Annotated in this window: 21 protein-coding genes and 4 pseudogenes; 15 read left to right on the top strand and 10 right to left on the bottom strand. The window is 56.0% G+C overall.

Annotated features, from left to right (window positions below; translation table 11 throughout):
- Positions 1-73 precede the first annotated feature (73 nt).
- Both fliQ and AC0L7S_RS12015 read left to right on the top strand, forming a co-directional pair.
- The gene (fliQ, locus tag AC0L7S_RS12020) at positions 74-340 is read left to right on the top strand and encodes a flagellar biosynthesis protein FliQ (RefSeq protein ID WP_473471169.1); all 267 of its coding nucleotides are present in this window, start codon (positions 74-76) and stop codon (positions 338-340) included.
- A gap of 144 nt (positions 341-484) precedes the next feature.
- A complete protein-coding gene (locus AC0L7S_RS12015; RefSeq protein WP_473471167.1) occupies positions 485-2131 on the top strand; it encodes an MFS transporter in 1647 nt (548 codons plus the stop codon).
- A gap of 102 nt (positions 2132-2233) precedes the next feature.
- Here the strand turns inward: AC0L7S_RS12015 and AC0L7S_RS12010 are convergent.
- Positions 2234-3996 (bottom strand): annotated as a pseudogene (locus tag AC0L7S_RS12010) (chloride channel protein).
- A 359-nt stretch (positions 3997-4355) separates the two neighbouring features.
- On the opposite strand from AC0L7S_RS12010, the gene flhA reads away from it, so the two are divergent.
- The 7 genes from flhA (at position 4356) to AC0L7S_RS11975 (ending at position 9694) form a co-directional block, all read left to right on the top strand.
- Positions 4356-6443 (top strand): flagellar biosynthesis protein FlhA, encoded by a 2088-nt coding sequence (gene flhA, locus AC0L7S_RS12005; protein WP_473471165.1) that lies wholly within the window; start codon positions 4356-4358, stop codon positions 6441-6443.
- Positions 6440-7192 (top strand): flagellar biosynthetic protein FliR, encoded by a 753-nt coding sequence (fliR, locus tag AC0L7S_RS12000; RefSeq protein WP_473471164.1) that lies wholly within the window; start codon positions 6440-6442, stop codon positions 7190-7192. Before flhA ends, fliR begins: the two co-directional genes overlap by 4 nt.
- Positions 7193-7197: 5 nt before the next feature.
- Positions 7198-7581 carry a hypothetical protein gene (locus AC0L7S_RS11995; protein ID WP_473471162.1) on the top strand — a complete coding sequence of 128 codons (384 nt, stop codon included), beginning with the start codon at positions 7198-7200 and terminating at the stop codon, positions 7579-7581.
- Between the two features lie 106 nt (positions 7582-7687).
- Complete coding sequence (locus AC0L7S_RS11990; protein WP_473471160.1) at positions 7688-8242, top strand: rod-binding protein; 555 nt, start codon at positions 7688-7690, stop codon at positions 8240-8242.
- Positions 8243-8245: 3 nt separating this feature from the next.
- Positions 8246-8671, top strand: a complete 426-nt coding sequence (locus AC0L7S_RS11985) for a hypothetical protein (protein ID WP_473471158.1) — start codon at positions 8246-8248, stop codon at positions 8669-8671.
- 18 nt (positions 8672-8689) lie between these two features.
- Positions 8690-9211 carry a hypothetical protein gene (locus tag AC0L7S_RS11980; RefSeq protein ID WP_473471157.1) on the top strand — a complete coding sequence of 174 codons (522 nt, stop codon included), beginning with the start codon at positions 8690-8692 and terminating at the stop codon, positions 9209-9211.
- Between the two features lie 198 nt (positions 9212-9409).
- Complete coding sequence (locus tag AC0L7S_RS11975) at positions 9410-9694, top strand: SCP2 sterol-binding domain-containing protein (protein WP_473471155.1); 285 nt, start codon at positions 9410-9412, stop codon at positions 9692-9694.
- Positions 9695-9818: 124 nt separating this feature from the next.
- Here the strand turns inward: AC0L7S_RS11975 and AC0L7S_RS11970 are convergent, their stop codons facing one another.
- Positions 9819-10385, bottom strand: a complete 567-nt coding sequence (locus AC0L7S_RS11970; protein ID WP_473471153.1) for a GNAT family N-acetyltransferase — start codon at positions 10383-10385, stop codon at positions 9819-9821.
- 62 nt (positions 10386-10447) lie between these two features.
- Positions 10448-11581: a type III PLP-dependent enzyme gene (locus AC0L7S_RS11965; protein WP_473471151.1), complete on the bottom strand. Its 1134-nt coding sequence runs from the start codon at positions 11579-11581 to the stop codon at positions 10448-10450.
- Positions 11582-12295: 714 nt separating this feature from the next.
- On the opposite strand from AC0L7S_RS11965, the gene AC0L7S_RS11960 reads away from it, so the two are divergent.
- Genes AC0L7S_RS11960 through AC0L7S_RS11950 form a run of 3 tightly spaced genes read left to right on the top strand, consistent with a single transcriptional unit; the run spans position 12296 to position 14972 of the window.
- Positions 12296-13240 (top strand): LysR family transcriptional regulator, encoded by a 945-nt coding sequence (locus AC0L7S_RS11960; RefSeq protein ID WP_473471149.1) that lies wholly within the window; start codon positions 12296-12298, stop codon positions 13238-13240.
- 39 nt (positions 13241-13279) lie between these two features.
- A complete protein-coding gene (locus AC0L7S_RS11955) occupies positions 13280-13942 on the top strand; it encodes a DUF1007 family protein (RefSeq protein WP_473471147.1) in 663 nt (220 codons plus the stop codon).
- A 4-nt stretch (positions 13943-13946) separates the two neighbouring features.
- On the top strand, positions 13947-14972 hold the full coding sequence (locus AC0L7S_RS11950; protein ID WP_473471145.1) for a nickel/cobalt transporter: 1026 nt from the start codon (positions 13947-13949) through the stop codon (positions 14970-14972).
- A 165-nt stretch (positions 14973-15137) separates the two neighbouring features.
- Here the strand turns inward: AC0L7S_RS11950 and denD are convergent.
- The 4 genes and pseudogenes from denD to AC0L7S_RS11930 all read right to left on the bottom strand — a co-directional run bounded on the left by denD (position 15138) and on the right by AC0L7S_RS11930 (position 17992).
- Positions 15138-16108 (bottom strand): annotated as a pseudogene (gene denD, locus AC0L7S_RS11945) (D-erythronate dehydrogenase).
- 1 nt (position 16109) lies between these two features.
- Entirely contained in the window at positions 16110-16319 is a 210-nt protein-coding gene (locus tag AC0L7S_RS11940; protein WP_473471143.1) for a hypothetical protein, read from the bottom strand.
- Between the two features lie 45 nt (positions 16320-16364).
- Complete coding sequence (locus AC0L7S_RS11935; RefSeq protein ID WP_473471141.1) at positions 16365-17345, bottom strand: cation diffusion facilitator family transporter; 981 nt, start codon at positions 17343-17345, stop codon at positions 16365-16367.
- A 14-nt stretch (positions 17346-17359) separates the two neighbouring features.
- A complete protein-coding gene (locus tag AC0L7S_RS11930) occupies positions 17360-17992 on the bottom strand; it encodes a GNAT family N-acetyltransferase (protein ID WP_473474278.1) in 633 nt (210 codons plus the stop codon).
- A 140-nt stretch (positions 17993-18132) separates the two neighbouring features.
- Between AC0L7S_RS11930 and AC0L7S_RS11925 the strand changes: the two are divergent.
- Positions 18133-19325, top strand: a pseudogene (locus tag AC0L7S_RS11925) (pyridoxal phosphate-dependent aminotransferase).
- Positions 19326-19350: 25 nt separating this feature from the next.
- Here AC0L7S_RS11925 and AC0L7S_RS11920 read toward each other — a convergent pair.
- The 3 genes and pseudogenes from AC0L7S_RS11920 to trhO all read right to left on the bottom strand — a co-directional run bounded on the left by AC0L7S_RS11920 (position 19351) and on the right by trhO (position 22096).
- A pseudogene (locus AC0L7S_RS11920) lies at positions 19351-20104 on the bottom strand (SDR family oxidoreductase).
- Between the two features lie 217 nt (positions 20105-20321).
- Positions 20322-21062 carry a tellurite resistance TerB family protein gene (locus AC0L7S_RS11915; protein ID WP_473471140.1) on the bottom strand — a complete coding sequence of 247 codons (741 nt, stop codon included), beginning with the start codon at positions 21060-21062 and terminating at the stop codon, positions 20322-20324.
- 104 nt (positions 21063-21166) lie between these two features.
- Complete coding sequence (gene trhO / locus AC0L7S_RS11910; protein ID WP_473471138.1) at positions 21167-22096, bottom strand: oxygen-dependent tRNA uridine(34) hydroxylase TrhO; 930 nt, start codon at positions 22094-22096, stop codon at positions 21167-21169.
- Positions 22097-22281: 185 nt separating this feature from the next.
- On the opposite strand from trhO, the gene AC0L7S_RS11905 reads away from it, so the two are divergent.
- Both AC0L7S_RS11905 and AC0L7S_RS11900 read left to right on the top strand, forming a co-directional pair.
- Positions 22282-23175 (top strand): N-acetylmuramidase domain-containing protein, encoded by an 894-nt coding sequence (locus tag AC0L7S_RS11905; RefSeq protein WP_473471136.1) that lies wholly within the window; start codon positions 22282-22284, stop codon positions 23173-23175.
- Between the two features lie 87 nt (positions 23176-23262).
- Entirely contained in the window at positions 23263-23910 is a 648-nt protein-coding gene (locus tag AC0L7S_RS11900; protein ID WP_473471134.1) for a 2-dehydro-3-deoxy-phosphogluconate aldolase, read from the top strand.
- Positions 23911-24270: the final 360 nt, after the last annotated feature.

The raw sequence follows: 24270 nt of genomic DNA, 5'->3' as shown, positions 1-24270 counted from the left end.
GGAATCAACTGTGTGAAATGACCGCAAGATTTGATGTCTTTTCATACTGTTGCAATGGCATAAACTATTACCCATGAATGAAGCTGACGCGCTCGATATCATGCAGTATGCGGTGTGGACGGTGCTTACCGCTTCCGCGCCGGTAGTGCTGGTCGCAATGGCGGTCGGCATCGGCATTGCGCTCATTCAGGCACTCACGCAAATTCAGGAGATTACCCTGACTTTCGTGCCGAAAATCGTCGCGATCATGCTGGTCGTCGCTTTGACGGGGCCCTTTATCGGCAGCCAGATTTCAGCTTTCACCAACGTGATATTTGAGCGGGTCCAGACCGGCTTCTGACGAAGTCCGTGACCTATTTGCCAACCACAACGGTGTGCAAACGCGTTCTCCCATTGCGCTCCCATCGTCTATTGTGACAACAAGGCACAATAATAGACTTCTGACAAAGGTGACGAGCACCGCAATGAACGCGGAACAACACGCATGATCGACGACGAACCGCAAGACGGCCCCCGCTCGACTCTTGCGCCATTTCGTCATGCTGTCTTTCGCAATGTCTGGAGTGCCAGCCTGGCATCGAATTTCGGCAGCCTGATTCAAGGCGTCGGTGCGGCCTGGTTGATGACATCCATCTCGACATCGACAGGAATGGTTGCTCTTGTCCAGGCGTCGACCGCTTTGCCGGTAATGTTGTTTTCACTCGTGGCGGGCGCGATTGCCGATAGCTTTGGCAGACGACACGTCATGCTGATCGCGCAGTGCTTCATGTTCGTCGTTTCGATCCTGCTCACCCTGTTCGCCTATTATGGATTGCTGACACCGTGGCTGTTGCTTGGCTTCACATTCCTGATTGGCTGCGGCACGGCCCTCAACAATCCCTCATGGCAAGCCTCGGTCGGCGATATGGTGCCTCGCCCCGATTTGCCGGCCGCCGTTGCTCTCAATTCAATGGGGTTCAACCTCACCCGCAGCGTTGGCCCGGCCATTGGCGGCATCATCGTCGCCGCCGCCGGTGCCTCAGCCGCCTTCGCCGCCAATGCTGCAAGCTATGTTGGACTGATCTTCGTATTGTTTCGCTGGAGGCCACAATTGCTCGAAGCGCAATTGCCACGCGAAACGCTCGCAGCAGCCATGGGTGCTGGAATACGTTATGTTGCCATGTCGCCCAACATCGCCAATGTCTCGCTGCGCGCCTCCATATTCGGTTTCACCACCGGTTCTATCCTCGCGCTGCTTCCATTGGTTGCCCGCGATCTGGTCCTAGGCGGCCCCCTCACCTACGGCATCATGCTCGGCGCGTTCGGCCTCGGCGCCGTGGGCGGCGCGCTGCTGAGCGGAAAACTTCGCCAGATATTAGCCAGCGAAACCATGGTGCGCTGCGCTTTTGCCGGCTTCGCAATATGCGCGTGGATCGCGGCGCTCGGCACGCAGGCATGGCAGACCAGCTTTGGCCTGCTCATCGGTGGTGCGTGCTGGGTGCTGGCGCTGTCGCATTTCAATGTCACCGTCCAGTTATCAACGCCTCGGTGGGTCGTTGGCCGGGCGCTTTCCATCTATCAGATGGCCACTTTTGGTGGAATTGCACTAGGTAGCTGGGTGTGGGGTGCCGCCGCTGAGGCCTATGGCGTGGAAGCCGCCTTGATTGCAGCCGGTGTAACAATGCTGGCCGGTGGCGCGCTTGGCTTTTTCGTTCCCCTGCCCCAACTGATAACGGCAAATCTCGACCCCCTCAACCGGTGGACGGAACCGCTCCTTTCACTTGACCTCAAGCCACGCAGCGGCCCGATTGCGATCACGATCGAGTATTTGATACGGGAAGAAAACCTGCCCGAATTCATCACACTCATGGCTGAACGCGGCCGCATCCGCCGTCGCGACGGCGCCCGCAACTGGACATTGGCCCGCGATCTGGAAAATCCGGATATCTGGATTGAAACATACCATACCCCGACATGGCTCGAATATGTTCGCCACAACACGCGCGCCACCCATGCCGACGCAGAGATAACGCAACGTATTCGCGCATTGCACAGCGGCACCGAGAGGCCGCATGTCCGCCGCATGATCGAGCGCCCGACAAGTGCCGAACCCGCAATCGTCACACCCAAGGGGCCGATCGACCTTCATTGATCTAATGCGCGAGAGCAATTCCGGGAAAAGTGTGCAGTGGTTTGCCGTTAGGGTTTGCGCAAAGACAACATTTGGAGCGGTTCAATCAAAGCATGAACCGCTCTATCCCTCGCCCGATAAATCTCGCCGTGCTTTGTCGAGTTCTTCTGCGTAGCGGCGCATCAGATGTCCTTCAGTGACAAGGCCGACAACTGACGGATCGGTGAAGCTCTTGACCACGGCCAGTTCTTCGCTGCCTTCCCGCTGAAAAATTTCAGCAGCCGACTGGACGTTCATTGTCGGCACCAGAAATGCGTCCTTGAACTTCGCCAGAGTCAGGACGGAACTGGTGTCCGTTGCAGGAGCGCTATAAACTTCGGCAACGATCAAGACGCCTGAATAGTTTCCATCGGCATCCACAGCGACAATTCGCTGGGCCGACCCGATTGGTACTTGCTCACGAAATTCGGCAAGTGTCGTCGATGCGAGTATCGTTCGAACATCCTGACGCATCAGCGAGGCGACCGTCAGACTACGCATCCAGCCGACGTCATGGGCACTGCGGATCGTTTCACCACGCAGATGAAAACGCCACGTCGAGAACGAATATCCAAAGGTTTCGCGAACCAGTATGGCAGCCATGATCGAGGCTGCGAGAACCACCCCGGTCAGCGTCAGGTCGCGCGTCGATTCAAGTGCCAGAAAGGTCATCGTCAACGGCCCGCCAACAACACCCACCGCAAGCGAGGTCATGCCGACGACAGCAGCGACATCTGGTTCAATTCCCATCTTGGGAGCAACCAGAATCATCACACCGGCAAAGATTTTTCCGAGCAACGCTCCAAGAAACAGCGAGGCAAAAAACAGCCCGCCACGAAAGCCCGATCCCAGAGAGATGCTGGACGCGGCAAGTTTCAACACGAACACGCTGGCAACTGTCGCCAGACCGTAATTCATCGCAAATTCCCTGTGTAGCGCGCCATGTCCGCTTGACAGAACCTGCGGTGTTATCAGGCCAAGCAGACCCACAACGCATCCACCGATAAAGGGGCGAAGTGACGGGTCGATAGAAAGGCGGGCAAATACGCGCTCCGTTTGGGTCACCAGATACATGATGGCAATGGAAGCACCGCCACCGATCAACCCCAGCAACAAGAACGGAATATACTGGCTGGGCGTTAGTGCTGGCAGACCGTTGAGTTCAAGCGGAAATGGCGCACCGCCAAATATCTCCGCTGTCAGCGAAGCACTGACGGCCGCTGTCATCACAGGTGCCAGATTGGCAATCGAATAGACGGCTATCACCAGCTCAAATCCATAAAATGCGCCAGTCAACGGCGCATCGAATGCAGCCGCAATGGCACCTGCTGCACCACTGCCGACGAGAATGCGCACATCATTGCGCCGCAGTTTGAACGTTTTGGCCAGCCGCGACGCCAAGCCTGAACCCACCTGCGTATAGCCTGCCTCCAGGCCGACCGAAGCGCCAAAGCCGCTTGAAATCATCGTCTGGATAGCAATGATCCAGGTATCAGTAAGCGACATGCGCCCCCCATAAAGCGCATTGGCCTCGACCGGATCGACAGGGGTACGATATCTTCTCTTCCGCAGCCAGATTACGGTAAGGCCCAAAATCGCCCCGCCAATAGCGGGCATGAGTGCCTGGGTCGAACTGTTCAGTGAAAACATCGCCGAGAGGCGCCCACCCGGCTGCAAGCCAAAAGAAACCAGTGCAATGTTTGCACCAGTTCGCTCATCGCCCTGACCAAAGCACCTGCCATCACACCGACCACGCCGGCAAGAATAACAACTGCCACGCCACGAGCCTGAAGCAGCGGCAAAGACTCCACCACCACAGTACGCAGCCTGCGGGCATTGGCAAAAATGTGTTGTTGGATGACACCGGCGATCCGCGACGCGAAAGAGGGGGAATTTGGCCTATCTGAACCCCACAACCGCATACTGCAAAACAGGGAGGAAGCCATTTGATTTCATGACAGATTATTGCTGCGGTAAACAGCAATTTGTGGCGAAAATCAGACAGTTTACGCCCAATGGCACAAGTGCGCCATCTGTCGCACTACAGCGTCTTATTCTCCAACACAAGTCTTTGAGGTATCTGGCATTTTCATCGTCCCACCTTCGCACAAGCTTGGAAGCCTAGTGTCGGCAATATCGGGTGCTGTTTTGCGCCCCGCCAGGTCATGAATGATGGTCAGGCTTAAGCGCTTGGTACGGAGGCGAGATGGCGGTCAGCGAGAGTATCGATGCAGGAGTGCCGGCGCGCAACGGTCGCGACGTCTTCTTTGCACTTGGTATCGTCATCATTCTGGCGGTTCTGTTTCTGCCAATCCCGGCCTTCCTGATCGATGTCGGTCTGGCCTTTTCGATCGCGCTTTCAGTATTGATCCTGATGGTGGCGCTTTGGATCAATCGCCCGCTCGATTTTTCATCGTTCCCTACTATCCTCCTGATCGCAACGATGCTGCGCCTGTCGCTCAACATCGCAACGACGCGCATGATCCTTTCACATGGCAACGAAGGGACACACGCCGCCGGCTATGTCATCAGTGGCTTTGCAACACTGGTCATGTCGAGCGATTTCGTCATCGGCCTGATCGTGTTTCTGATCCTCATCGTGGTGAATTTCATCGTCATCACCAAGGGTGCGACGCGTATCGCCGAAGTCGGTGCCCGTTTCACACTTGACGCCATACCCGGCAAGCAAATGTCGATAGATGCCGATCTCTCTGCGGGTATGATTGACGACAAGACCGCGCAATTACGCCGCCGGGAACTCGAAGAAGAATCCTCCTTCTTCGGCTCGATGGACGGCGCGTCCAAATTCGTTCGCGGCGACGCCATTGCCGGTCTCCTCATTACCGCGATCAATATTGTGGGCGGCATTGCCATCGGTTATCTGCGCCACGACATGGGCATGGCTGAAGCCGCCAATGTGTTTATCAAGCTGTCGGTCGGCGATGGGCTCGTCACCCAGATACCCGCCCTGATCGTTTCTCTTGCCGCCGGTCTGCTGGTCTCCAAGGGAGGAACACGCGGTTCGGCAAACCAGGCCGTTTTCGGTCAACTTGGCGCTCACCCCCGCGCGCTCTACGTGGCAGCAACCCTGCTCGCCTTGCTTGGTGTCATGCCCGGCCTGCCGATGATGCCGTTCATCGTTCTTGCCGCCGCAATGGCCGGGTTGGGCTACGTTATCCCCATGCGCCTCAACCGCGAACTGGCCGAAAAGGAAGCGGCAGTTCAAAGCGAGGCTGCGGTCAAGGCCGACGAAGAAAAGAATTCAGTCAAAGCCTCACTGGCCACGGCTGAAATCGAGCTTCTGATTGGCAAGCAGCTTTCGACGAGACTGTTGACCTCACATCAAGAACTCGCCTTTCGCATGTCGAAGATGCGCAAGAAATTTGCGACACAATACGGCTTCGTCGTTCCTGAAATTCGGCTAACGGACGATTTTGCAATTCCGCCGAAGAGCTATCAAATCAAGATTCACGGCACCGTTGTCGCCGAATACGAAATGCGGGTGGGCGAGATCATGGTGCTGCTGGGCACACGCGAACTGCCCGATATTCCCGGTGAGGAAGTGCGCGAACCAGCCTTTGGCATGCGCGCCTACTCCGTCATGGAAACCTTTGCGGAAGATTTGAAGCGCGAGCAATTCACCTATGCTGACAACATGTCGGTATTGCTGACCCACCTGTCGGAAGTGATCCGCAACAACCTGCCACAACTCCTTTCCTACAAGGACATGAAGGCATTGCTGGAACGCCAGGACCCCGAATACAGGAAGCTCTGCGACGAAATTTGCACCTCTCACATTTCTTATCCCGGCCTTCAGGCGGTTCTGAAGTTACTTCTCGCGGAGCGCGTATCGATCCGCAACCTTCACCTCATCATCGAAGCGATTGCCGAGATCGCACCCCATGTACGCCGCACCGAACAGATCGTTGAACATGTGCGTATCCGCATGGCCCAGCAGATATGCGGGGACCTCACCGAGGGTGGCGTGTTGAAGGTGTTGCGCCTTGGCAACCGCTGGGATCTCGCCTTCCATCAAAGCCTGAAGCGTGACGGTAAGGGCGAGGTGCGCGAATTCGATATCGACCCGCGTCAACTCGAGGAATTTGGCCAGGATGCCACCAAGGCAATCCGTAAGCACCTCGAAACGGGCGAACGCTTCGTATTGGTCACCGCGCCCGATGCCCGTCCCTATGTGCGCATGATCATCGAACGCATGTTCACGACGCTTCCCGTTCTGTCTCATGTCGAGATTGCCAAAGGCGTCGAGATCAGGGTTCTTGGTACGATATCGTGAGTGCACTGGCGCAAGGTGCGGTTCTTGCGGCATTCCTTGCTTTCTGCCGCATCGGCGCATGCTTCATGATAATGCCGGGGCTTTCCAGCGCACGCGTACCCTTGCAGGTCAGATTGTTTGTGGCCATTGCCGCAACGGGCGGTCTGCTGGCCTTCCTGTGGGACCGCATTTATCCGTTCGTCGACACGCGGCCCGAAGTGTTTGCGCCAATGATTGCTTCGGAACTTCTTGTCGGCGGCCTGATCGGCGCCATGACGCGCCTCTATATGGAATCGCTGCGGTTCATCGGTGGCGCAATCGCCATGCTGATCGGCTTCAACAGCATGGGCGGGCCAGCGATCGAGGAAGCCGAGCCGCAAGCAGCATTGGCTGCGATCATCTCGCTTTCGGCACTGCTTTTACTTTTTGTCTTCGATTTCCATTACGAGGTAATCCGCGCGCTTGTCACATCCTACGCCGTCGCACCGGTCGACGTCTTCTTCAATCCCCAGACAGCACTCGTAGATATCACCGACACATTGTCAGAAAGCTTCTTTCTGGTCATTCGTCTGGGCAGCCCTTTCATCGCCTATGCCATATTGGTCAATCTGACCATCGGCTTCGTCAACAAACTCACACCGCAGATTCCTATCTACTTCATCTCGCTGCCCTTCGTCATCACCGGAGGGTTGATCATCGTTTATTTCGCCTTCGGTACGATGTTGTCACTCTTTGTCAGTGGTTTCGTTGACATGACGCTTGCACGGTAGAGCGCATGACTTCGCGAAAAGACCGCCTCAAGAAACTCGTCCATGTGCAGGCGCAGTTGAAAGCCTTGCACGAAACGCGCCATGCAAATTTCCTGTCTGCAGCAGCAACGGCCGAAGAGGAAGCCGCGGCACTGATTAAACGGTTTGATCAGCCGGGTACCTTGTCCGACCTGTTTCCCGACCTCTATCACCAACGGATCGCTGGCGCTGCGGCACGAAGCGAGGCCAATCTTGAGAGCGCGCGCCACGAGGCGCAAAATATCGCCACGGCCACGGCGCGCGCCAATATGGTTGAGCGCGCATATCGCGATGCACGCCAAAGCGAGGAGCGCGAGCACTCGGACCGTGAACGTCTCGATATCATTGAGCAACGGCGGTCTAAACGCTGAAGCGGCTGCTTCTACCCCGCAGTTTCCCCTTGGCGGAATAAAAGTCAGGCTGCCACAAGCTTGTTGGCCCATAATCCTCTCAACAACCGGCAGAAGGTGACGATTATTGGCGATTTCTCCACCAACCGACATCGTTCTCGACGTTGCACGCGCCGTGGATCCATCCGAGGTCGCAGCAGCGCGTGCCCAGTTGATGCGACGGGCAGGCGGTAGCGCTGAACCATTTTCGGTTAGTGAGGCGACAGCAATCTCACGCACATCTATGGACACAGATACGCAGAACGCGAATCCGGCTGACAAATTCAAGCGGTTTGAAGCGATGGTCTTGCAGACATTCATCCAGAACATGCTGCCGAAAGGCACCGAAGGCGTCTATGGCAAGGGTCTTGCGGGTGACATGTGGAAATCACAACTTGCCCAACGGCTTGCCGATGTCATGGCCGATCGTGGCGGTATCGGCATCGCCAATTCGCTGCTGGCCGATCACTATATGGACGGCAAGCGCAAAATGCCGATTGGTCCGGTTTCAACCGGTCTTCAAGGAGCCGCCATCGACGACAAAACACGCCTCTCAACCTCAATGGTTCAAGAATTCCAGATGAAAATGACGAGATCACTAGGTGATAACGGGCTCACCGATGAAACACGTACGAAAGCGTAACTGATGAGTGATTATTCGCAATTCGCATCGAACCTCCCGGCACGAACGGCCGTTCACGAGCCGCCTCCATCGCCTCCCGTACCCAGCAACCTCGCCGCGATCATCGGGCGCATCGAGGAGGCAGTCGAAGAAGAAACAGCAGGCATCCGTACCGATGCCAATTTTGACATCAAAGCCTCGAATGCGAGGAAAAGCAGGCATCTCTATGAGCTGAACCGCGCCATGAAAGGTGCCAGCAACGTGGAAATAGCATCGCAGCATCGCGATGGCCTTACGCGCCTGCGCCACAAGCTGGAAAAGAACGAAGCAGCAATCCTTGCTCATTTGAGCGCCGTCAACGAAGTCGCGAACCTCTTGAAGAATGCGATACAAAGTGCGGAAGCCGACGGCACCTATTCCGCTGGTGAGTTCGGATGGTCTCGTACATGAGCGAGATGACATAGTTCGATGGTCAAATTTATCGTCGCAGCCCTATGGATTTGTGCCGCTACCGTCGGAGCGGTCTTCTATTCGTTTCAAACCACAGCCACGCAGCAAAGCGGCGAACCGCCGAAGCCATTCCTTGGCGGTCTGGAGTCCATCACCAGCGATGTCATGACCGTCCCCTTCGTCCACAATTCCAAGGTTGAAGGCTATTTCCTGACAAAGCTCGTATATACGGTCGAGTCTGCGAAGCTGGCAAAACTGTCAGTCCCGGCGTCCGCTCTCATCACAGATGAAGTCTATTCCTATCTTTATGGCAATCCACAAATCGACATTGCGGACAAGTCGACGATCGATCTGGACGATTTCCGAAAAAACATTCGCGACAAGATCAATGCCCGCATCGGCACCGACCTGATAAGTGAAGTTCTGGTCGACCAAATCGACTTCCTGTCGAAAGCCGATATTCGCGACAACGCCATTCGCCGCCGCACGCGACCTTCCAGGGAAACCCCGAGCGAGACGAACGCATCCGCCGAGCATTAGATCATGATGATATAGGGCCAAATCAATCCAAATTCATTGGAAACGAAGTCACTCACCACACAGTAACATTGACGTAAACGTCAATTTATAGCTATACGTCCCCTCGACGGCGCACAGACATTCGCCGCCGGACCGCTACGGCAATGTCCGGATCAAATCAGACAAGCGCATATGCGTAAACCGTGAAGGAAAAATGCCATGAGCATTCAAGACATCGCCGACAAGCTCAAGCCCCAGGTGGCCAGTTCCGGTTTCGACCGATCAGTCAAGTTCGACACTGGCAGCGATGGCGTCATTGTCATCGACGGCACAACCATTTCGACCGATGACGGGCCAGCGGATTGTACCATCAGCCTGACACTTGACGATCTGGAATCACTCATTGCAGGTGATCTCAATCCGACAATGGCTTTCATGAACGGCAAACTGAAGGTTGATGGCGATATGTCGGTGGCCATGGCTCTTAGCCAGTTGATCGGCTGAATAGCACATACGCCCAATCAGGCATCTTCATGAACTCGCAAACGCCGCCCGTGATGGCGGCGTTTCTCGATGTGGTTCTCATTTGTGGCGACGGTGCCATGTCTTCAATCGGCACCCCAGGTTTTCAAGCCGCAATAGCTTTCGAAGAAGCTTCCTTTCGCCCCATCGCTTTGAGCGTTCCTTTAGCATCGTTCATGGCACCACAGGTCAGCTCAAGCGCCAGCAAGCGATGCGGTTCATAGGGACCGGGCATGGCAAGTGCCCCGGTCTTGCCCGAGGAAAAGCCGAAACGCCCATAATAGGCAGCATCGCCAACCAATAGAATAGCACAATGACCAAGGCGCGTGGCTTCACAAATGGCGTGGCGCATCAACGCCGAGCCAATACCCGCATTCTTCCACCCCGAATCGACGGCAAGCGGGCCAAGCAGCAGAGCCGGCGCCCCACCCTCTCCCAACGCGATATCCCACAACCGCACTGAACCAACGATGGCGCCCGACGCATCGCGGGCGGCAAAAGAAAGTCCCTCCGATGGGCGGCAGTTGCGCCTGAGCTTCTCGGACGACTTGCGCTTGCGCCCCAAGCCCATTGCACGGTCGAGTAGCGCCTCACGCACGCTTTTATCAGCGCCAGTTTCGGCAACAATGGTAAAACCCGGCGCGAAAACCGGTAGTGTCCTGGCAAGTTGCATTTCCGCATTCCTTCATAAGCGGACAATGTTCCAATATGCGAAATCGAACGCCGAGTGCGCTCTCAGATCACATATGATCGCAGAGGCTCAAAACCGTTGAAGGCAACCGCGGAATAGGTGGTTGTGTAGGCACCCGTTCCCTCGATCAGAACCTCATCACCAATGGTCAGGGACAGAGGCAACGGATAAGGCGTTTTCTCATACATCACGTCAGCAGAATCGCATGTGGGTCCGGCAAGAACACATGGCGCGACTTCGCTACCATCGTACCGGGTTAGAATTGGATAGCGAATGGCTTCATCCATCGTCTCGGCAAGCCCACCGAATTTGCCGATATCGAGATAGACCCAGCGCAAATTGTCATTGTCGGCCTTCTTTGAAATCAGCACGACTTCAGACTTGATGACGCCTGCATTGCCCACCATGCCACGGCCCGGCTCAATGATTGTCTCGGGAATACGATTGCCGAAATGCCTGGACAGCGCATCGAATATCGCCTGCCCATAAGCCTTGGCTTCAGGTACATCCTTCAGGTAGCGCGTCGGAAATCCACCGCCCATATTGACCATCTTAAGCACAATGCCTTCATTGGCCAGGATAGCAAACACCTGCGCTGCATCATTCAGGGCACGATCCCAGGCCGCCAGATCGGTTTGCTGCGACCCAACGTGGAAAGATACCCCATAAGCGTCAAGGCCAAGCGCGCGCGCGCGCCGCAGCACATCGACAGCCATTGCCGGCACGCAACCGAATTTACGCGAAAGCGGCCATTCGGCACCTTCGCCGTCCGTCAAAACGCGGCAAAAAACGCGTGAACCAGGGGCCGCGCGGGCGACCTTTTCAACTTCTTCGACGCAATCAACGGCAAAAAGGCGGATACCCAGTTCGTATGCGCGAAGAATGTCGCGCTCTTTCTTGATGGTGTTGCCAAATGAAATGCGCGATGCAGACGCGCCAGCATCAAGCGCCATCTCGACTTCGGCAACGGATGCCGTATCGAAGGATGATCCCATCGACGCGAGCAAGCGCAAGATTTCCGGGGCCGGGTTCGCCTTCACGGCATAATAGATACGCGAACCCGGAATTGCCCTTTCGAAAGCCTGGTAATTGTCACGCACGACATCGAGATCGACAACCAGGCAAGGACCGCCGGGACGTCGGGTGGCGAGGAAATCGAGGATACGCTGAGTGGCCATAGGTCTCTCCAAACACGCTTTTCAAGCGTGCACAAAGGCTGCGCAAACACCGGCCATCAGCCGTATGAGTACGCAATGGACAAAGGCGATACGAAATTCCACGGAACCAGCCGGTGGAAACACCGGAACCATGAAATACCGTCTCGCGGCGGTGAACCTTGGCCTTGCCCGGCCTCGGCTCGCTTTGTCTGCCTTGGCTTGGTCAGGATATCTCTGAGGGAGAAGACCCGTCCGCACTGCCGGCAATGATGGTGTGCCTCTTCAGTAACCCCGGCTTTTGGACAGCCGGAAGAGAACCAGAAAGGCCCGCACCGTCGTTGCTTCAAGATGTCCTCGATTTTGCGGTTGGCCGCTAAACCGACTGGAGGGGTTAGCTCCAGTTACCTTACCGATTTCCTCGCCATTCGAGGATCAGCGGACACCCACAGGCACGTGCGACTTTGGGCAAGCGCGATATAGGGAAATTGTCTTTCACAATCAATAGAATTCTGCCGGAAAACTGAAAAATCTGCATCGCCCGTTAATCGGGTATCGCGCATCTTCTCCAATATCTGCGTCATGCGCGCCCTTTTTGCCTTGAATTGGCAGCCGATCGTCGCCAAATCCCTGTCGCCAGTTTGCAATACGACGTAACCAAAACACGGCTGCGATGAGGCGTATCAATGATTCGCCAAGCCTCCATACTTCCGGTATTCAATAAGGATATAAGACCGCATGGATACGCTGACCCGAATGCGCGCTTTCATCGATGTGGTCGAGGCAGAAGGCTTCTCCGCCGCCGCACGCAAGATTGGTCGCTCCAAGGCGCTTTTGTCGAAATATGTGCGTGAACTGGAAGATGAGTTGGGCGCACTTCTGCTCAATCGCACCACCCGCCAGTTCTCACTGACCGAAACCGGCCACACCTATTACCGGCGCGCCTCGGAAATCGTGCGCGAGGTAGACACTCTTTCCGAAACGGTTCGCGAATCCTCTGGCGACGTGCGCGGACGGATAAAATTGTCGGCCCCGCGTACATTCGCCGACGCACCGATTGGCCAGTCGCTGGTGGACTTTGCCAAGGATCACGCAGACATCGTCCTCGACATTCATCTGGACGACCGTTTTGTCGACCTTGTCGAAGAAGGCTTCGACCTGGCAATTCGTATCTCTCGGCTTGAAAACTCATCGCTCATTGCCAAACGGCTGGCACCGTTTTCTGTTCGTATCTGCGGCTCTCCAGAACTGATTGCCAAACATGGCATGCCCACACGTCCGCAAGACTTCGCTCGCCTGCCATGCATCATCGACACCAACGGGCGCTGGCTCACCAACTGGCCCTTCCGCAGTGAAACCGGCGATATGATCAGCATCGCCGTGTCGGGTCCGATTGAGGTCAACAGTCCGATGGCAGCACGCGCCGCCGCTGTTTCAGGATTGGGCTTCACGGTATTGCCCGACTTCATCGCGGCTCCCGAAATCGCCAAGGGCACTCTGGTTCCCATCATGGATGAGCGGGTTCCTGAAGGTGGCGGCATCTTTGCAGTCTACCCGCATCGGCGCTACCTGCCGGCAAAGGTACGTGTTTTTGTCGATTTCCTTGCCCAGTGGTTCAAGGCATATGAAAAAACTGAGCAAGAAGAAACCTCACTGGTCCCAAATTCGCCCGTTTTATGGTGATCGTCGCTGAATTCATCGTCGCAAGGATTCGCGCCTGACATGCACCTGAAATACCTATCACTCATGACGGCCCTGGTCTCGACGACACTTCTGACCACGACAACGCCCGCGCGCGTGCACCCCCACGTTTTTGCCGAAGCGCGTCTTGACGTTGAACTGAATGCGGATCACCGGTCGGTAAAGTCGCTCAGGCATCTGTGGCGCTTCGATGATCTGTTCACCAGCACGGTGATGCTGGAGTTCGACAAGAACTCCGACCTGAAACTGGATGACGGTGAGTTGAAAGACGTGGCCGACACTGTCTTTGCTTCACTTGCCGAATATGATTATTTCCAACTCGTCACGGTCAACGGCAAAGACGTGAAGATGAATGCTCCCACGCATCTCATGGCCAATATCGACGGCGATCAACTCATCATCCTGTTCGAATCCGAACCGGCAACGCCAATCAATCTGTCGGGCAAGATCGATTTCGGTGTCTATGATCCAACCTTCTACACGGCCATCGATTTCACCGAAGATGCCAATATGGCGGTCGACGGCTTGCCCTCAAATTGCACGAAAACCGTCATTCGCCCCGACCCCGACACCGCGATCTCTCAAAATCAGAGTTCACTGACGGACGCCTTCTTCAATGACCCGACCGGCACCGATATGAGCAAGATTTTTGCGACCAAGCTCGAACTCAACTGCCAGGCGTGAAGACATGCCATTGAAGATAACGCTCCCACGCATGGTGCTTGCCTTTCTGGCAATCCATCTGGTCACAAACGCCCATGCGCAAAGCTCTCTCGGCATCGGCACCAATGACACAATGGTTCCCTCAACCGGCTTGTTTGCGCACTGGCTCTTATGGATCAACCAGCACCAGCAAGCGTTCTACCGGTCACTGGCTGCAGCGATGAAAGCCATGCGCACCGATGGCAGCAAATTGTGGCTGCTCGTCGGCTTGTCATTTGCCTATGGCATTTTCCACGCTGCCGGCCCCGGCCACGGCAAAGCAGTTATATCGTCTTACATGGTAGCCAATGAGGTGGCGCTGCGGCGCGGCGTATTGCTCTCATTTGTGTCCGCGCTTTTGCAGGCAGTGACAGCAATTGTGGTGATGCTGCTCGCCTATTTCATCCTGCGCGGTACATCAGTTTCGATGACCGATGCGGCATGGTTCCTTGAGATTACCAGCTATGTATTTGTCACCGCTTTTGGTGCGTGGCTTTTATGGAGAAAAGCCGGGCCGGCAATCCGCCGCCTGTTCGGCGCAAGCCCTGCCCACGATCTGTCAGCCGCCCACCCTAACCATCACCATGGCCACGATCACCATCTCCATGATGATGGACACAGCCATGATGGAGACATCTGTTCAACCTGCGGCCACTCGCACGCCCCCGATCCTGCCCTGCTTACTGGCGACCGCTTTGATTGGCGCACCGCATGGTCAGCCGTCGCAGCCGTTGGCATCCGCCCCTGTTCAGGCGCACTCATCGTCCTTTCATTTGCTTTGCTGAACGGGTTGTGGGCCGCCGGCATTCTCTCGGTGCTTGCCATGGCAATGGGAACTGCGATCACCGTTTCAGCTTTGGCAATTTTGGCTGTGAGTGCCAAGAACTGGGCCGTGCTGCTTGCTGGTGGCGGCAAACTCGGGAACCGTATCCATACCGCAGTCGAGATTGGCGGCGCCGCTTTTATTTTCGTGCTGGGTTTGCTGCTCCTGTCGGCAAGTCTCAGCGCCTGAAAAACTCGATCCTGAAAATACTGCAAAAACAAAAAGCTAAAGATGTTTCCAGAATCAATATATTGATTGCCAATCAAGGGTGCGGGACCGAAAGTGGAATCCGCCTCTCGGCTAAGTCCCATGCTCCATTAAAATGCTGGAGCATCCAGGTCACGACACAATGTGTTAGTGCCGTTCGCCTAACTCGTCGTCGATATAGGCGCGGATAATTTCATCAAAGGTCGTTTCCGCCTTGAACCCGAGTTCTTTTGCTCGCCGCGCCTCGAACCGGGTTGGCCAGTTTTTGACAATCGACCAGATTGCCTCGTCACGCTCCTCACGAATCAATTCCACCACTTCGCGACCAGCGATCCGCTCCAATGCCTCGATCTGTTCACCAACGCTAACCCCGACTCCTGGCATGGTAAGGTTGCGATGCGGCCCCACCATCTCTCCGTCGATTTGCGCTGCGTGAACAAGAAAATTCACTGCGGAGCGCGGGCTGGCATGCGTGTGTATTACCGCGCGAGGCACAGGCAATATTGCCTCGATACCGTTGAGCGGTTCGCGGATGATACCGGAAAAAAGCTGGACGCCGCCTTGTTGGGTTTGCCCGGTCGAACACAAATCGTGGGAAGCCGGATACCGACGCCATCAAGAAAACCGCGCCGCGTATAATCGGCAAGCAATGCCTCACCAACCAGCTTCTGCGTGCCATAAGATGTCAAAGGCGTTTGGTGGTAGTCGTCAGGGATAAGCTTTGGAAAGGGGGCTCCAAATACGGCAATTGACGACGTGAAGACGAGGCGCGGTTTGTAGGCGGCTTCTCTGATCGCATCAAGGAGCGAGCGGGTGCCGTCCAGATTGACCCGGTAGCCAAGTTCGTAATTCGCTTCCGCCTCACCCGAGACGACACTGGCAAGGTGAAAAATCATATCGGGTCGTGACGCGATCAATGCTGCGGCCGCGCCAGGTGAGGCCATATCTCTGGTATGGGTGGCGGTCTTTATCCCTGCCTGTATTGGTGCTTGCACGTCGACAATATCGTGCAGGTCGAGCGCAGATATCTTCCGGCCACATAGTTCGCCATCACCGATCAATCGCGCAGTCAATTTGCGGCCGATCATACCGGCTGCACCTGTGATCAGGACGCGCATGTCAGTCCCCACGGCTGCGTTGGCTACGTCCACGCAGCCAGAACAACACAAACAAAATGAACAGGAAGACAACGGCAACTGCAATTGCCAGCAGTGTCGACACACTGCCAGCCGCCAGCATTATCGTGGGAAGATAATATGCAAAGGCTGCGAACCCCACCACGATCAGGAAGGCCGCAATTACCGTGCTTCTGGTTTCACGATCCATCATCAAAACTCAGCTTGAATATGGAACCCATGTATCATTGTTCCGCCTCTAACGGCTATGACCAAAAGACGCGGCTCCATCATGTGAATGATCATGCTCGTCCACGCTATCGGCGCAATGCTCGAACTCCGGCTCAACGGTCGCATGACTGATCCCATGACTGGCAGCAAGCCGTTTCTTGATTGCACTGACAGCCTGATGCGCATCAACACCATTGTCGAGGCAGGCATGCAGAGTTGCTATGTTCTTGGTCCCGTCAAGCGACCACACATGCATGTGGTGTACCTCGCGCAATCCGGCAATATTTGCCTCCAGATCATCAACGATGTCGTCCCTGTCCAAACTTGCAGGCGCGCCTTCAAGAAGCAAATGGGCGGCCTCACGCATCAGTTTCCACGCGGTAGACAGGATAATCACCGCCACGAACACTGATAGGATTGGGTCGATCGGGGTCCAGCCCGTAGCGAGAATGACAATGGCCGCGGCAATGGCCGCAACCGAGCCAAGCAGATCGCCCAGCACATGCAACAGCGCACCGCGCATATTCAGGCTCTCACGATCACCCCCGTGCAAGACAAGAAATCCGACAATGTTGACGACCAACCCAATCGTAGCAATAACCAGCATCGGTCCGCCAAGAACCGGAGGCGGATCGACAAAGCGTTGCCAGGCTTCATAGACGATCCAGAGCGCGATCACGAATATGGCGACACCGTTGGTATAGGCAACCAGCGTTTTGACCCGGCCAAACCCATAGGTCAGGCGGCCCGTGGCGGGCCGCTCTGCAAGGTGAAACGCATACCAGGCAAGGCCGAGCGCCAGACTATCGGTCAGCATGTGGCCGGCATCGGCCAGAAGAGCGAGCGACCCGGTAAGCCACCCACCCAGGGCTTCGGCAATCATGAACCCGCCGGTCAGGCAGGCGACAATCAGCACCCTGCCCTTGTCGGTCGAACCATGTACATGCCCGCCACCAATACCGTGGCTGTGATCATGCGATCCATCGTCGTGGGGATGCGTGTGTGCCATTCTTTGCTTGCCTTTCAGGCACCGAAGTCGGCGCGGTAGTCCTCAAGCCGTCTTTTTTGCTGACCCTCGCCATCGAAATTTTCGGGAGAAAGCCATGCCTCATATGCCTTTCGCAGTGCAGGCCATTCCTCGTCGAGTATCGCATACCATGCTGTGTCGCGATTCTTGTCTTTTACCACCATATGCTGGCGGAAGATGCCTTCGAACTTGAAGCCGAACCGCTCGGCAGCCCGCTTTGACGGCGCGTTGTCATTGTCACATTTCCACTCGTAGCGCCGATATCCCAGATCGTCGAACGCGTATCGCGTAAACAGGAACTGCGCTTCCGTCGCTGCGGGTTTGCGAGACATGAGCGGCCCCCAATAAATACTGCCGATTTCGATAACCCCATGAACCGGCTTGATCCGCATCAGCGTCTGACGGCCCGCAACCTTGCCGGTGGCCTTGTCGATGACGGCAAATACCAACGGGTCCAGACTTGTCTCGGCTTTAGCCAGCCACAACTGAAATGCCTCACGGCTGACGGGCGGTTCCTCGAAAAGCCAGCGAAATCGCGTTGCCGCGTCAGGCACAGCAGAAGCTTCATAAAGACCGTCGCCATGCGAGGTTGAATCCAGTGGTTCAAGCCGCACGAAACGCCCCTCCATAACCTTGCGTTCGGGCCGTGGACGCGGCTGCCATCCCCTCAAAGCTTCATCAGTCACAGGCCCACTCCATTCCATTTGACATTGCTGCAGCAGGCTCACATGAAAGCATCCAGGCGGTAAGAACCAAACGGACAGGAAAAATGCTCCACACAATTTCGGCTTTCGATCGTCTCGGCGAGGAAAATGCGTTCGCGGTTCTGGCACGAGCCACCGCACTTGCCCACGAAGGACGAGACATTGTCAATCTGGGCATCGGTCAGCCCGATTTCCAGACCCCCGAACACATCGTCGAGGCAGCGATCAAGGCTTTGCGCGATGGCCATCATGGCTACACACCGGCAAATGGCCTGCTGGCCACACGTGAGGCGGTCGCGCGCCGGACACATACCACCACCGGTGTGGAAATATCGCCGGAAAATATCATGATCCTGCCCGGCGGCAAGCCCACCATGTTTGCGGCAATTTTGATGTTTGGCGAGGAGGGTGCCGAAATTCTCTATCCTGACCCCGGTTTCCCCATTTATCGTTCGATGATCGAATTTACCGGAGCAAAGCCCGTCCCCGTGCCGATCCGTGAGGAAAACGGCTTTGCCTTTTCTGCCGAGGAAACGCTTGCGCTGATTACGCCCAGGACACGTCTCCTGATTTTGAATTCACCTGCCAATCCAACCGGCGGCGTGACGCCTGGAAACGAAATTAAAAAGCTCGTCAAAGGTTTGGAAGCCCACCCGGATGTGGCAATCCTTTCCGACGAAATATATGACGTCATGACTTATGACGCACAAGAACACTGTTCGCTGTTGCAGTTTCCTGAAATTCGCGACCGCCTTATTGTGCTCAATGGCTGGTCCAAGACCTGGGCAATGACCGGCTGGCGGATGGGATGGTCAATCTGGCCGAACACCGGGCCAAGCGCCCATCTCTATGACAAGGTGCGCAAGCTGGCGGTCAATTGCTGGTCCTGTGTCAACGCCCCAAGCCAACACGCCGGCATTGCCGCCATCGACGGACCTCAAGACGAGGTTGAGAAGATGATGCGTGCCTTTGACCGCCGCCGCAAAGTGGTGGTCGAGGGCTTGAACGCTTTGCCCGGCGTTTCCTGCATCACGCCAAAGGGGCATTCTACGCATTCCCCAATATCGCCGAGACCGGCTGGAAGGCCAAAAAACTGGCCGCCGCCCTGCTCGAAGAAGAGGGGGTCGCGTTGATCGGAGGTCCGGATTTCGGGATATTGGGCGAAGGCTATATGCGCCTTTCCTATGCCAACTCGGAAGAAAATATCCTACGCGCACTGGAGCGGATTGAAAGATTTCTAGCGAAAGGCATGGGCTGAAGCAGTCTTCAGCCCTCATCACCCCTCATCCACGTCCGACATAGGGCATCTTGGTTGCCATTACCGTCATGAACAGGACATTAGTATCAAGCGGCAGGCTTGCCATGTGAACGACCGCATCCGCAATCCGGTCAACATCCATCACCGCTTCGGCAGCGATCGTGCCATTGGCCTGCGGCACGCCAACCGTCATGGGTGCTGCCATTTCCGTCAAAGCATTGCCGATGTCGATCTGGCCGCATGCGATGTCGAAGGGCCTGCCGTCCAGCGCCAATGTTTTGGTAAGACCGGTAATCGCGTGCTTCGTCGCGGTATAAGGAACGGAACCAGGGCGCGGTACATAAGCCGACACCGAACCATTGTTGATGATGCGTCCACCCATGGGTTGCTGATGACGCATGACACCAAATGCGGCGCGCGCATAAAAACGAGCCGGTGAGGTTGACGCCTACCACATCGTTCCAGACATCGACCGGTATCTCGTCGATCAACGTCGATTTGTAGCTCATTCCTGCATTGTTAAAGAGAAGATCGACCCGCCCATAGGCAGAAACCGCCGCATCAAACAACGCTTCAACCTGATCAGCCTTGCTGATATCGCACGCGACGGCCAAGGCATCGGCCTCCGTCGTTCCTGCTTGTGACACGGCTTCGTCGAGGCGTTCCTTGCGCCGGCCGCAAAAAACCGTATTCCACCCAGCCTTGAGCAAGGCGTTAGCAACACTCTTGCCAACGCCGGTGCCCGCTCCTGTTACAATAGCGGTTCTATTGGTTGCCATGACTGCTCTCATTCGCGCGTTTTCAGGATATGCGTGTCGTGAGACAACTCAACGCAGTGACCTGAAAGGAAAAGGGCGGTCATTGGCGACCGCCCCGATCTGGACCAGTTGGGAGGAGGAAAACCGATCCGACTGCCAAAAATGATGCGCCAGATGGGTTAACGAATTGCTAACACAGCAATGAAGTTGCGCGCGTTCTCCCTATACAGTGATCACCCTACCACGGCGAACCTGTATTCTCGGGCGTCGCCGATGCGGGCGCTTTTGCCGCCGAAACAGTTGCCTCCACATGCTCGATCAGCGCATCCGGCAAACCAAGACGCCCTGCAAGAAGATCGAGATAGCCGCGCTCGGCACGCGTATCGGGATCAACGGCAAGCCGGGAAGCTGTATAAAGCTCCACCCTTTGAGCTTCAGTCTGGGCAGCAGCCACGAGAGAATCGACATCAAGCGGCGCTTCCAATTCGGTCCTCAAAAAGGTCTCGACATCCGCTCCAAGGCCGGACAGGCTAAGCTTGTCGCCGATCTTGCGTCGCTCTTCATCATCAATGCGGCCATCTGCCTTGGCAGCGGCAATCATCGCCCGCACCAGCATCAGCGCAAACTCACTTTCACCTTGCGGTGCTTGTGAAGGATGAAACGCGGTATCCGTGGGAGCAGGCAACAATTCCGGCTCACCATTAACTGATGTGTCAGCCGGTGCCTTGCCATTCTGATAATTCTGATAGGCCTTGTAGGCGAGCCCGCCGATTGCCGCCAACCCACCGAGCCTGACGGCAGTGCCAGTAACCCGACGACCTGCCCCCGTCCCAAGCAGCACTGCGGCCAGCGCGCCTGCAGCCAATGGATTGTCCTTTGCGTATTGAGCCGCTTGCCCTGCTTTTTCGCGCACGGTGGACGCGGTGCCTGGAATCGTGGAGCCAAGCAGATCGTCAAGCAGTTTCTTGGGATCGAACATCAGTACCTCCAGAGTTGGCCCGGCGCGGGCTCATTTCACGCATTGATGAGGTAGGTTTCAAACCTTGACATTACAATGACGCACAACCGCTTTGCCGACACCCGTCAATTGCCGATATGGCGGCCCTTGCCTCGCCGTTCGGCGATCTCGACCTGCCGTTGACGCTCAGCATAGCGCGCCCGATCAGCTTCTGTGCGCGTGTCATGACAATGCGAACACGAAATGCCCGTTACATATTTTGGCGAAAGTCGCTCATCTGGCGTCAAGGGATGCCGGCATGCCCTGCAAAGCTCAATGTCACCTTCGACGAGCCCGTGCGACACCGAAACACGCTCGTCGAAAACGAAGCATTCGCCCTGCCACAGGCTTTGGTTGTCTGGAACGTCCTCCAGATATTTGAGTATGCCGCCCTTGAGGTGGAAAACATCCCTGATGCCAAGAGATTTCAGATATGCGGTCGCCTTCTCGCAACGGATACCTCCGGTGCAGAACATGGCCACCTGTTTACCGTCGAGTTCTTCACGATGCTTTTCCACCCATTCCGGAAATTCGCGAAAACTCGTCGTTTCAGGGTCAATCGCGCCCTTGAATGTCCCAATCGACACTTCGTAAGAATTCCGCGTGTCGATGACGACGGTATCAGGATTGGAAATCAGCGCATTCCAGTCTCCAGGCGCAACATAGGCGCCAACGCTTTGCATCGGGTCAATCGTCTCGACGCCCATCGTGACGATTTCGCGCTTGAGCCGCACCTTCATGCGATGAAAGGGCATATCGGACGAATTGCTGAACTTGACCTCAAGACCTTCAAATTCGGGGATGGACCGCAAATAGGCGATCGCTTCAGAAATACCATCTTCCGTTCCGGCAATCGTGCCATTGATGCCTTCCGGGGCCAATAACAGCGTACCCTTTATGCCGTTCTCACGACAGAAAGCAGCAAGCGGCGAGCGCAGGCTTTCAAAGCGCGCCAACCGGCAAAACCGGTAGAGCGCGGCAACGCTGTATGTCTGCTGAGTGGCGCAAGCGGTCATGGCGATAGGCGGTATCGCGTCGCAGGCGTGGATTCAAGCCACATCACAAATTTCGATAAACAAAAACCATGCTTGTTATTCAGTGCGTTGGCTGGCGAACCCGAAACGAACCCATATCATTTGTCCCCACCTGATCCCGACCCCTGACAATTCCTCCACGAACACAGCCGGGGATAGAGCCAATCATGTTCAGCCTAAGCGTCATCCGTGAAATCACTGCAGCGGCCACTGATGCCGACATTGAACCGGCAAGTCTGCTGGCGGTTGCCGAAGTTGAAAGCGCAGGCAATGTATTTGCCATTGTCGATGGCGCAGAAGAACCGCTGATCCGCTTTGAAGCGCACTATTTCGACCGGAGGCTAAGCGGAGATCGGCGCACGAATGCACGTAAACTCGGTCTTGCCTCTCCCGTGGCAGGCACCATTGCCAATCCACCGACGCAAGCTGGTCGTTGGCAATTGTTGCGGCAGGCCGCTTCCATCGACAAGAACGCCGCCTACGAGTCGGTTTCCTGGGGTCTCGGGCAGGTCATGGGTGCGCATTGGGCATGGTTGGGTTACGCCAGTGTCGATGCGCTTGTCGCAGACGCGCGCTCCGGCGCAACCGGTCAGATAATGTTGATGGTCCGCTTAATCGAAAAATCCGGCCTTGCTAGTGCATTGCGCACACATGATTGGCAGGCATTTGCACTGGGCTACAACGGCCCGGCCTACAAAAAGAGCGCCTACCACCTGAAGATTGCCGACGCCTACCGCCGCTATAGCAGCGACCAATCGACTGGTGGTCCGGCAACCGTGCAACCGGCAGTCCTGCGACGCGGCGCGCGCAGCAGCGCAATTGTCGATCTGCAACACAGCCTCACTGCACACGGTTATCCGGTGGACGCCGATGGTATCTTTGGTGGAGCGACCCTTGCCGCCACCACCCGATTCCAGTCTGACCACGGTCTTCGTGCTGATGGTATAGTGGGCAAAAAGACGAGAACGGCCCTCCACACATCGCGACCTGCACAAAGCACGATCATCCGGTTCTTTTCGTTCCTTGTTTTGCTCATCAAGAAATTTTCCAGCCGAATGTGAGCACCGGCACACCCTCGTGGACTCACAATGCCGCTTCTGTTAAATCGGTTGAATTGTGAATTCTGAAGCCTCCGCGAAGGTCCACCCATGCCGAAAACCGAAGATTTCCCAGCACTTCTCAATGGCCAGCCAGTTATTCCGGTATTGAAGATAACCAACATTGCCGACGCCGTTCCATTGGCTCGTGCGCTGGCGCGCGGCGGACTTCCGGCAATCGAGATCACACTTAGAACCGTTGATGCGCTTGAGGCGATCAGGCGCGTTGCCGCTGAGGTCGAGGAAGCAATCGTCGGGGCCGGAACCATTCTGGACGCTCGGCAATTTGAAGCCGCAGCATCTGCCGGCTCCAGATTCATCGTCAGCCCCGGCATCACGCCACAATTGCTCGCAGCCTCTAATAACAGTGACGTTCCCTTCCTGCCCGGTGCGATAACGCCGGGGGAAATAATGGCCGCACGCGAAGCCGGTCTGCGCTTTCTGAAATTTTTCCCAGCAGAGCAGGCTGGCGGCGCGCCATTTCTCAAGGCTCTGGCTTCACCTCTTTCCGATGTAAAATTCTGCCCGACGGGAGGCGTCAGCGCAAACAACGCCGGTGACTATCTGAGCCTGCCAAACGTCATTTGCGTTGGCGGCTCCTGGGTCGCTCCCGATGAATTGGTCACGGATGGCAAATGGGACCAGATCGAGGCTCTGGCACGAAACGCCGCGAGCTTGCACCAGCGCAAGGCGGCATGACCGCAGCGCCTTATGTTCGGACATTAGGAATAAACTGCTTCCAGGTTTCAATTGCATATAGGTTTGCGTCCTTCGCGCCCCCTCTGTCCTGCCGGACATCTCCCCCTCAAGGGGGAGATTGCCAATCGCCGTTGATGGTGCTTGTTGCGCAAGGTCGGTGATTGGCGAAAGACATAATGAAAGCTGATCTCCCCACCTGAGGGGGAGATGCCGCCTTGAGCAAACTTGGCAGGGCAGAGGGGGGCCACATAGGCCGTGATGACCGCAGAACTGAATTCTGCAACAGTAGTTGTTGGGAAAATCTCAGGGAAAGTGTGCCGCGATCTTCCTGGAATTGCGTGAAAACAAATAGGTGGAGCG

This window comes from Mesorhizobium sp. G2-6-1 (assembly GCF_055809095.1).
Note: the sequence above shows the minus strand (reverse complement) of the source record. Positions and strands in the feature narration are given on the sequence as shown.

Bases quoted from the DNA above. Each gene is read 5' to 3' on its own strand.
- AC0L7S_RS11980 (WP_473471157.1), top strand. From the start codon at position 8,690: ATGGTCAAATTTATCGTCGCAGCCCTATGGATTTGTGCCGCTACCGTC.
- AC0L7S_RS11900 (WP_473471134.1), top strand. From the start codon at position 23,263: ATGCCGAAAACCGAAGATTTCCCAGCACTTCTCAATGGCCAGCCAGTT.
- AC0L7S_RS11915 (WP_473471140.1), bottom strand. From the start codon at position 21,062: ATGTTCGATCCCAAGAAACTGCTTGACGATCTGCTTGGCTCCACGATT.
- AC0L7S_RS11905 (WP_473471136.1), top strand. From the start codon at position 22,282: ATGTTCAGCCTAAGCGTCATCCGTGAAATCACTGCAGCGGCCACTGAT.
- AC0L7S_RS11930 (WP_473474278.1), bottom strand. From the start codon at position 17,992: ATGGAGGGGCGTTTCGTGCGGCTTGAACCACTGGATTCAACCTCGCAT.
- fliQ (WP_473471169.1), top strand. From the start codon at position 74: ATGAATGAAGCTGACGCGCTCGATATCATGCAGTATGCGGTGTGGACG.
- AC0L7S_RS11985 (WP_473471158.1), top strand. From the start codon at position 8,246: ATGAGTGATTATTCGCAATTCGCATCGAACCTCCCGGCACGAACGGCC.
- trhO (WP_473471138.1), bottom strand. From the start codon at position 22,096: ATGACCGCTTGCGCCACTCAGCAGACATACAGCGTTGCCGCGCTCTAC.
- AC0L7S_RS12015 (WP_473471167.1), top strand. From the start codon at position 485: ATGATCGACGACGAACCGCAAGACGGCCCCCGCTCGACTCTTGCGCCA.
- AC0L7S_RS11960 (WP_473471149.1), top strand. From the start codon at position 12,296: ATGGATACGCTGACCCGAATGCGCGCTTTCATCGATGTGGTCGAGGCA.
- AC0L7S_RS11965 (WP_473471151.1), bottom strand. From the start codon at position 11,581: ATGGCCACTCAGCGTATCCTCGATTTCCTCGCCACCCGACGTCCCGGC.
- AC0L7S_RS11935 (WP_473471141.1), bottom strand. From the start codon at position 17,345: ATGGCACACACGCATCCCCACGACGATGGATCGCATGATCACAGCCAC.
- flhA (WP_473471165.1), top strand. From the start codon at position 4,356: ATGGCGGTCAGCGAGAGTATCGATGCAGGAGTGCCGGCGCGCAACGGT.
- AC0L7S_RS11995 (WP_473471162.1), top strand. From the start codon at position 7,198: ATGACTTCGCGAAAAGACCGCCTCAAGAAACTCGTCCATGTGCAGGCG.
- AC0L7S_RS11970 (WP_473471153.1), bottom strand. From the start codon at position 10,385: ATGCAACTTGCCAGGACACTACCGGTTTTCGCGCCGGGTTTTACCATT.
- AC0L7S_RS11940 (WP_473471143.1), bottom strand. From the start codon at position 16,319: ATGATGGATCGTGAAACCAGAAGCACGGTAATTGCGGCCTTCCTGATC.
- AC0L7S_RS11950 (WP_473471145.1), top strand. From the start codon at position 13,947: ATGCCATTGAAGATAACGCTCCCACGCATGGTGCTTGCCTTTCTGGCA.
- AC0L7S_RS11955 (WP_473471147.1), top strand. From the start codon at position 13,280: ATGCACCTGAAATACCTATCACTCATGACGGCCCTGGTCTCGACGACA.
- AC0L7S_RS11975 (WP_473471155.1), top strand. From the start codon at position 9,410: ATGAGCATTCAAGACATCGCCGACAAGCTCAAGCCCCAGGTGGCCAGT.